The sequence below is a fragment of the Paracoccus sigandri genome (assembly GCF_003709565.1).
Classification (GTDB): Bacteria; Pseudomonadota; Alphaproteobacteria; order Rhodobacterales; family Rhodobacteraceae; genus Paracoccus; species Paracoccus siganidrum.
In genome coordinates, this window is the sequence record NZ_QNRC01000066.1 from 1 (window position 1) to 8,466 (window position 8,466).

10 protein-coding genes are annotated in these 8,466 nt (G+C 63.4%); all 10 read right to left on the bottom strand.

From position 1 onward, the window contains the following. A partial coding sequence (locus C9E82_RS23240; protein WP_119900890.1) for a DUF2391 family protein occupies positions 1-268 on the bottom strand: 268 nt, incomplete at its 3' end. Positions 269-373: 105 nt separating this feature from the next. Beyond that, positions 374-973 carry an arginase family protein gene (locus tag C9E82_RS23245; protein WP_205962237.1) on the bottom strand — a complete coding sequence of 200 codons (600 nt, stop codon included), beginning with the start codon at positions 971-973 and terminating at the stop codon, positions 374-376. 18 nt (positions 974-991) lie between these two features. Beyond that, on the bottom strand, positions 992-1,369 hold the full coding sequence (locus C9E82_RS23250; RefSeq protein ID WP_119900882.1) for a VOC family protein: 378 nt from the start codon (positions 1,367-1,369) through the stop codon (positions 992-994). Positions 1,370-2,041: 672 nt separating this feature from the next. Beyond that, positions 2,042-2,805 (bottom strand): IS5 family transposase gene (locus tag C9E82_RS23260; protein WP_119900884.1). Its coding sequence is split into 2 segments (ribosomal slippage): positions 2,042-2,478 and positions 2,478-2,805, totalling 765 coding nucleotides; the frame shifts between segments, so codons are not numbered across the junction. 136 nt (positions 2,806-2,941) lie between these two features. Continuing rightward, positions 2,942-4,234: an ABC transporter permease gene (locus tag C9E82_RS23265; RefSeq protein ID WP_119900885.1), complete on the bottom strand. Its 1,293-nt coding sequence runs from the start codon at positions 4,232-4,234 to the stop codon at positions 2,942-2,944. After that, the gene (locus tag C9E82_RS23270; protein WP_119900886.1) at positions 4,231-4,917 is read right to left on the bottom strand and encodes an ABC transporter ATP-binding protein; all 687 of its coding nucleotides are present in this window, start codon (positions 4,915-4,917) and stop codon (positions 4,231-4,233) included. Before C9E82_RS23270 ends, C9E82_RS23265 begins: the two co-directional genes overlap by 4 nt. Positions 4,918-4,919: 2 nt before the next feature. After that, entirely contained in the window at positions 4,920-5,381 is a 462-nt protein-coding gene (locus C9E82_RS23275) for a hypothetical protein (RefSeq protein ID WP_119900891.1), read from the bottom strand. Between the two features lie 15 nt (positions 5,382-5,396). Then, complete coding sequence (locus C9E82_RS23280) at positions 5,397-5,780, bottom strand: hypothetical protein (protein WP_119900887.1); 384 nt, start codon at positions 5,778-5,780, stop codon at positions 5,397-5,399. A gap of 73 nt (positions 5,781-5,853) precedes the next feature. Next, positions 5,854-7,599, bottom strand: coding sequence for an alkaline phosphatase (locus C9E82_RS23285; protein WP_119900888.1), 1,746 nt, complete (start codon positions 7,597-7,599; stop codon positions 5,854-5,856). Positions 7,600-8,052: 453 nt separating this feature from the next. Beyond that, positions 8,053-8,466 (bottom strand): 5-deoxy-glucuronate isomerase (gene iolB / locus C9E82_RS23290; RefSeq protein WP_122449405.1); only part of this gene is annotated, 414 nt, incomplete at its 5' end.

Here is an 8,466-nt window from a genome sequence, read left to right on the forward strand (position 1 = left end):
CCCCCAGCGCGATCAGGGCGTCGAACATGTCGCTGCGCCAGCTGCGGGTGCGCTCGAACCCGACATGGCGCGACAGCAGCACCAGCAGCGGCAAGCTCGCCACCACCAGCAGCAGCAACCGCAGCCGGTCCAGGTAGAAGCCGAGCGACCACAGCTCGGTCGTCATCAGCATCGGCAGCGAAAAGATCAGCGCCCCGCCCGCGGCACGGCCGAAATCGCGGATCACGCGGCTGGGCGGGTGATGGGCGGACCGTCCTGATTGCACCATGTCTCGCGTCCTATCCCTCTGCCGGGCCATGCGGGCTCCATACGATCGCGGCCCCCGCGGCAAATACCATGACATTGCTCCGGATGGGCACCCAACTCGGGCAATTCAGACAATCGCCCGATCCCATCCGCCGTAATGCTCCTCGCTGCGCGCACCGCGCGGCAGGCTGCCGTGCTCCTCCTGATCCTGGTGATCGCGATACGCGAACGCGACAGCGTCTTCAGTGTGGACCAGAGGACCGCGACCTTCGATGTCGGCCACGAGCGACGGACCCTGGCCGGTAACGAAGGCGCGATCCTTCGAGGCACCCTCACCATCGGGTTCCGCCTCGGGCTGGAAGAAATCGGCGTTGCCGTCGGTGAAGAACAGGCCGTAGCGGCCGCGCCGACGACAGGCGAGCATCGAGCCCAGCACGATCGTGCAATCGCCGCCCAGCACCACCGGAAACTGGCCCGCGTCAGGCACCGCTTCCACCGCGTCGGCGAGCTTGGGCGACCATGCCGCAAATGCCCTGGCGTTCAAGATGCCGGTCTCGGGATCGGGCGTCGGGCCCTCCGGAGGCACTGCCAGTCGCCGGGCATGGCGCGCATGGAGGCGTTTCATGAGGCCGAGGTTCGGGAGCCGGTCGGGCAAGCGCTCCACACCGTCGGTCGCCAGGCGCAGCGATGACGGGGCTTCGAGAATGGCATAGGGACGGGCCGTCATGGGCGCCTCCGTCAGCGACTATCTTGCGGAGTAGGTCACTGCCTCGATCTTGTGTCCGTCCGGATCGCGGACGAACGCCCCATAATAGTTCGCATCGTAATCCGGCCGCAGCCCCGGAGCGCCATCGTCGCTGCCACCATGTTTCAATGCAGCTGCGTAAAATCGATCGACCATCGAACGGTCCTCGACGGCAAAGGCAATATGGGTACCATTTCCCACGGTCGCAGGTTTTCCGTCAATCGGAACCTGAACGCTGAAGTGAAACGTGCCGCTGCCGTAACCCAGTCCACCCTCGTCTTCCGCCATCGGGACGATGCCGACGATGGGCAAGACGGCGTCGTAGAAACGTTTTGACCGTTCAACGTCATTTGTCCCAACCGAGACATGGTGGATCATGGCTGCCTCCCGTACCGACCTTGTTCGTTAACGGCAGCTTCCGGTTATTGTTCCCTCAAAGCCGCCCGCCGTTTATCCACCCTTGCGTGACGCGGGCCATCAGACAGCCCCGGCTGAGCTTGCCAGACGTCAGCTGCCTGCGCCAATCGTAGATTTGCCAGCGTGCCACCCCATGCCGCCGGACGATATCCGCGACCTTCACCCCGGCACGAGACTCGCGGCGGCTATCCGCGCCCGTTCAGCCTTCCGAAGCCGGCAGCCAGTCCGTCCTTCCAGAACCTCTATCGCGGCCCCATAGTCGACCCTTGAGCCGTCCATTTTGGATCTTGATGCAGCTGCAGCGTTTGTCTCCGAACAAGCTGCAGCCCGCTTGGTCAGTGGCTTCTATCGTAGTTCGGCGCATTCTGGCGTAGGTGCCGCCGCCGGGCGCAACCGACTATCGGCGGAACCAATAGCAGCTTGCCAGCGGCCGCAATACGGGCGGCATGTGCCGCCCGCGCCCGCTTGATGACGATAAGGTCAGATCAGCCTGATGTAGCGGCGCGCCAGCTTTGGCAGAAGGTGGCGCGCCGCTACACCATGCTGAAGCTTCAGTCGCTCGCAGCTTAGGATTACCGCTTGACGGCGTCACATGGAGATCGGATTCTCTTCATAAGAATATTCTAGGGCGTGTTAACACTTGAGCATATCGACGATGAGGACGAAGTTGAGGAACGCGCGGAACATGAGGTCGAACTTCTCGAAGCGGGAGAAGATGCGCCGATAGCCCTTCAATCTGCGAAACAGCCGTTCGACTTGGTTGCGGCGCTTGTAGAGTTCTCGGTCGTATTCCCACGGTTCCTTGCGGGTTGTTTTCGGAGGCACGACGGGCTCGAAGCCCAGGTCGAGAACAAGCTGCCGGGTTTCTTCGCCTTCATAGGCTCGGTCCATCAGCAGCGGGAGGCCAGTGAGCGGTTTCCGCCAGCCTTGCAACAAGGCGCACCCCTCAGGCGCATCATGGGCCTGTCCACCGGAAAGGCTGAATGTCAGGGCTGTTCGGGCATCCGCGGCAACCAGATGAACCTTTGTGTTCCATCCTCCGCGGGATTTTCCGATGGCTTGCGGCCCCTTTTTTTCGGTGCCCCGGTGCCATCCGGATGAACCTTGACCGAGGTGCTGTCGAGGCCGAGACATTCGACCCGGATCCGGATCAGCCGGTGTTTCTGCAAGGCCGCGAAAAGCCGGTCGAGCACACCGGCCTCGGCCCAACGGCGCATCCGGGTGTAGATCGTGTGCCAGTTTCCGAACCGCGGCGGCAGCGCCCGCCACTTGCAGCCGTTTTCGGCGACGTAGAGCACCGCGTTGATCATCGTCAGGTTGGAGATCCGCACATTGCCGCGCTGGACTGGCAGATATGGACGGATCAACTCGTATCGCGAAGCTGTTATATCATTCATAACAGCATGTTAGACCACATCCAATCCAGAGAATAGTGTTAACGCGCCCTAGCTTGCGGCGAAGCAACCCGCCCAGTGGGAACAGCTTCGCCTGCCCAAGCCACTTGCGTCTCATTGAGGCAGGATCAGCCCCGGATTACCCCCTCAGCGCAGCGGCGGGGGACTGTCGATAGGCGTAGATGGCGGGCACCACCGCGATGAGCGCGGCCACCGCCAGAAGCATGCCAGCGAAGGCAAGATCCGACATTTCCAATGTCACCGGCAGGGCCATTCCGCTTTGGCGCGCGAACAGGATCGCCAGCGCCTTGGCGCCGGCATAACCCAGTCCGATCCCCGCCGCGACGCCCAGGCCGATGACGATCAGCAACTCGGACCAGACCACGGCGAAGACCGCCAGACGCGGCGCGCCGAAGGCCCGCAAGGCCCCGATCTGGCGCCTGCGCTGCGAAAGATGCGCCATGGTCACGAGGATGACGGCAGTGCCGGCAAGCATCTGGGTGCCGATGGCAATGGCGGTCAGGACCAGACGCGCATCGCCGAGGGTGGCGTAGAGCCGGGTCAGAACCTCGCCCGGAAAGACGGCCATGGCCGTTTCGGTCCGGTAGTCGCCGCGGATCTGATAGGCATTGGCGATGGTCCTGGGCTTGACCAGAATCGCCGGCACTCCGGGCATGTCCGAGGGCCAGGGCGGACCCAGATGCCCGGCTTCGATGTGATGTTCGCCATGTTCGTCATCGTGGTCATGTTCCTCATCGTGGTCGTGGTCATCGTGTTCGTGATGCTGGTCGTGGCCATCGTGATACCCCTCCTCGCCGGGGCCGAGACCGAGGCCGTGGACGTGCCAGACCCCCTCGATCGGCACCAGGATGGCACGGTCCCAAGGGGTCGCGCTCGGCTCCATCCGGCCGGTGATCCGGTAGCTCATCTCGTGATGCTCCTCGGCCGCTTGTCCCGCCAGGCCATGTTGCGGGCTAAATTCGTCGCCGACGGCCATGGGCACGCGCGCACCGACAACCGCCTCGGACAGGGCGCTGAAATTCCGCCCCTCGCCTTCGATGCGGAAGCCGGACTTCTCGATGAATTCGGCCGTCGTGCCGATGATCGGATAGCCGTGATAGGAGTCGCCGAAGCCGACGGGCGCGGCGTGATCGACGCGCGGGTCCTCGGACAACTGCTTCAGCACATCGCCCGAAACCAGAGCCAGCGGCGAGGGCTGCAGGAAGATCGAGGACAGCACAAGCTGCGTCTCGCTGCCTGGCGCGCCGATCACCACGTCGAAGCGATCCGCCGCCCGCGCGCTGCCAAGCCGCAGCGCGCGTTCCTCGATGCGCACCGCCATGCCCAGGGCCGTGGCGAAGGCGACCAGCAGCACCACGATCATCGCGCCGGCCTGAAGCCGCTGCAGATCGGCGAGGATGAAACGGATCATGCGGCCTCCATGGCGCTGTCCCCGGTGCAGCGGCCTCCCGTCAGGACGATGCGCCGGTCGAGCCGCCCCGACAGGGCGGTGTCATGCGTCACGACGATCAGCGTCGCCCCTTCGGTTCCTGCCAGCGCCGTCAGCAACGCGCAGACCGCCGCCCCGCTTTCGCCGTCGAGGCTGGCCGTGGGCTCGTCGGCGACGATCACGCCGGGCCGGGCCAGCAGCGCCCGCGCGATGGCGACGCGCTGCATCTCGCCGCGCGAGAAGGTCTCGACGCCGCGCCTGCCGGTCCCGATACCGACCTGCGCCAGCAGATGGGCGGCCCGGTCGCGAAACCCGGCAGGCAGGCGCGGATGGCGGAAACGGGCGGGCAGCAGCACGTTTTCCATCGCGTCGAGACCCGGAAACAGATGGAATTCCTGCATGACCAGCCCGACATTCCTCGCCCGCCAGCGATCCCGCGCCGCTTCGGAAAGCCGGGCGATATCCTGTCCCTTCCAGCGCACCGCACCCGCAGAGGGACGCTCGAGCCCGGTGATCACATTGATGAAGGTGCTTTTCCCGGCGCCCGAGGGCCCGGTCACGGCCAGGCTGCTGCCCGCCGGGACCAGAAGCCGCGGCAGATCCAGCGCCGGCTGCGGAAGGTCCGGATAGCGGACGGCGACGTTTTCCATCTCCAGGTCGAGCATGGTCAGATCCTTCGGTAATCGGCATCGCGCAGCCGCAGCAGGCTGACGAAGCCGGTCTCGGGATCCGTCCAGGAGCCATGTTCCAGCACGCCTTCGACCACGATCATGTCGGCCAGATGAGCGAAGGTCTGCCTGCGCCTCAGATAGACGACCAGAATATCGTCAGGCCAGTCCGCATCCGAGGAACAGAACGGGCAGATCGCCATCGGCGCCTTTCCCAGCACGAAGAAATCCGCCTCGGCCTTCAGCGGCGGCGCCATGAAGCCGGTGATCCGCACGCGCTGGCCGTTGAGATCCAGCACCTTCTGCGAAAACTCCATCCCCAGCACGCCGATCCGGGCGTAAAGCTCATCGAAGGCAAGCTCGGGGGCCGCGGCCGGGCTGATGCCGGGCACCAGCGCCGCACATCCCGCCGCAAGCACACGGCGCCGGGTCACCGTCAGCGGAAGGGGCCTGCCGTCCATGATCGGCATCCCGGCCTACCGGTCCTGCCAGGCCGCATCGCGCAGCCGCACGAGGCTGAGCACATCCGGATCGGCAAGGCGCAGCGAACCATATTCCAGAACGCCCTCGACCTCGGTCAGCTTGCCGGGCGCAAATTCCGGCTGCGCGGCGGTCGGAAAGACGAAGACGCTGTCGTCGGGCCAGTCATGCCCGGATCCGCAATCCGAACAGCCCGCGAAAGGCGCGCGGGTCAGGACCAGCGGTCCGGGCTCGCCATGATGCGCGGGGGCAAGATAGCCCTGCATCCGCACCCTCTGCCCCGCCAGTTCGGCAAGCCTTGGCGAGAACTCCAGCCCAAGAACGCCGACCTTGCTGTAGAGCTCGTCGAAATCCAGGAATGCAGGTTCGGTCGTGGTCATGTCGCTTCCTCCCCGTCGCGGTCATGAAGGCCCCGCGGCCCCGGACAAGCCGGGGCCACGGGATATGATCGGATCATTCGGCCTGCGGCGCCAGCGCCAGCGCTTCCGCGATCACGCGATAGACGTCCGAGTTCTCCATGTAGCCGCGGAAATTCTCGGCACCGGGACCGTCCGCCTGCAACACCTCGTCGTCGATCGAATGGGTGCCCGCATTGACGTTTGCCGGAATGTTGCCGATGCGCAGCACGGCGCCGGGCACGTCCTTGTAGGCCTCGTTGGCGACGAAATTGCCGTTGCCATCCGCGACGGCGGGCACGAACGGCCCGTCCAGTTTCGGCCGGAAGGTCTCATAGTGATCGGGGAAGTTCCCGAAATAGATCATCAGCCGTTTGGAAACATCCATGCTGTCGGGATAGCCATCGCCATCCTCATCGACATAATTGGTGAAGCCCGCACGCTGATAGGTGCCGACCTTCTCGCGCATCTCGTCGCCCGGCTTGTCGTCATCCACCGTGCCGGTGATCGACATGCCATGCGTGTGGTCACCGACCACGATGATCAGCGTGTCGGGATTGGCCTGCTGGAATTCGCGGGCAACGCCGATCGCGTGATCGAAGGCGATCATGTCATAGATCGCCCGTTCCCAGTCCAGCGCATGGGCCAGTTTGTCGGTATGGCCGTTTTCCACCATCAGGAAGAAGCCGTCCTCGTTCTTCGACAGGATGTCCAGCGCGACCTGGGTCATGTCGGCCAGGATCGGCTGGTCGGGGAAGGTTTCGACCGTGCCCTTCCTCAGCTGCCGGATGTCCAGCGTCGTATCCAGATTGCCGGTATGGAACAGACCCAGCAACTTCCCATCGGTATGATCGGCAGCCGCCTGGCGCATTTCCTCGGCAGAGGTCGCCAGAGTGTAGCCCGCCTCCTGGAACTTGGCGATGAAGTCCTGATCGTCCTTGCGGCTTGACCCGGGCGTCGATTGCGGCAGGAAATAGGCCGAGCCGCCGCCCATGATCACCTCGGGCCGAATGGCGAAGAGCATCTCGGTGATCTCGGGCTTGTCGTTGCGCGAGATCGTATGCGAGGCGACGGCGGCCGGCGTCGCGTCCTGAAGCTCGGTATTCGTGACGATGCCGATCGACATGTCCGTGGTGCGACGCAGCGCCTCGCCCAGGGTCTCGACCTTCGGGTGGTCGAAATTGCTGGCCGCGCGGCTGCCATAGACACCAAGCGCGTTCACCACCGATTTGTGGCCGGTCATGTAGGCAGCCATGGTATTGGCCGAGTCGTTGTGAATCGTATCCTGGCTCGATGTGCCGATCAGGGCCGTGTATTGCAGGTCGTCCAGCGCCAGGCGGCCATCCGCCTTGCCTTCGGTATTGCCCTTCGAGATGATCCGCGCGGCGGTGCGGTGCGCGACGGTCAGGCCATCGCCCAGAAAGAAGATGACGTTCTTCGCCTTGCGCTCGGCCGGGGTGCCGAACACCTCCCAGTTCACGGTCGCGCCCTCCTCGCCTGCCCGTGCCTCGACCGTATAGCTTCCCGGCGCATCGACCGAGATGTCGCGCAGGATGAGCGTCGAGCCGTTGCTGTCGTCCTCGTTCTCGATGAACTCGGCACTGCCCCGCAACAGCGTCTCGTAACTCTCGCCATTGATGAGCACCTGAATGTCCTCGGGCGCGACGATCGTCGGAAACTCGACCTTGAAATCGAATTTGGATCCCGAAAGGATCGTCGCCCGGTCAAGCGGATAAATCGACTGGGCCGAAACGAGGCCTGGCAGCAGCGCGAACGCCGCCAGGGCGCAGCATAATTTCTTCATTGTCCCTTCCTCCGTGATAATCACTCGCAGCCCCTCCAGCTGCAAATGCACAACCCTATATTCACATAAAATTCATACAAACGTTACAAATGTCGAGGACAATGATTGAAAATATTCTTGCATCACCACTAATATCAATCAATAAACTACACGATCCAGAAATATCAAAAGAGTTCCCGAAGAAATCTGTCAAAATCATGCGTGTTTTAACTTTCAGATTCTATTCAGGCACTCGCTCCACCATTGCGATAAAGATTGAATGAGCGGCGATATTTCCACGCTGAGGATCACTCGGAATTGGGCAACGGCACTGGCCAAAGCTTCCCTTCGACGTGCCGTCGCCCCCGATGACAATCCTGTTCAAGCCTCTGTGCCAGGCCAAGACTGGCAAACCGGCATATCAACCTGAAAATGACCCGTGCGCGCCTGCCACTCGCTTTTCTGGCGGCACTATTATTTCATCAACTGCTCCACCTCCGGCGCCTTCACGAACCTCCACGCCCGCCGCGGCCCTGCCATGACGTTGAGATAATAGAGCTCGAAGCCATGCGGCGCGCCGCAGGGGTGATGCCCACGCGGGACCAGCACCACCTCGCCGTCCTTCACTGCCATTGTCTCGTCGAGGCTGCCGTCATCGGTATAGACCCGCTGCACCGCCCAGCCATCCTTCGGGTTCAGGCGGTGATAATAGGTCTCCTCCAGATAGGTGATGCGCGGGAAATCGTCCTCGTCATGGCGGTGGCTCGGGTAGCTCGACCAGTTGCCGGCGGGGGTGAAGACCTCGGTGACCAAGAGCGAATCGCACCAGTCCTCGGCCTCCATGGCGATATTGTTGATGAAGCGGGCATTGCTGCCCTCGCCGCGCTG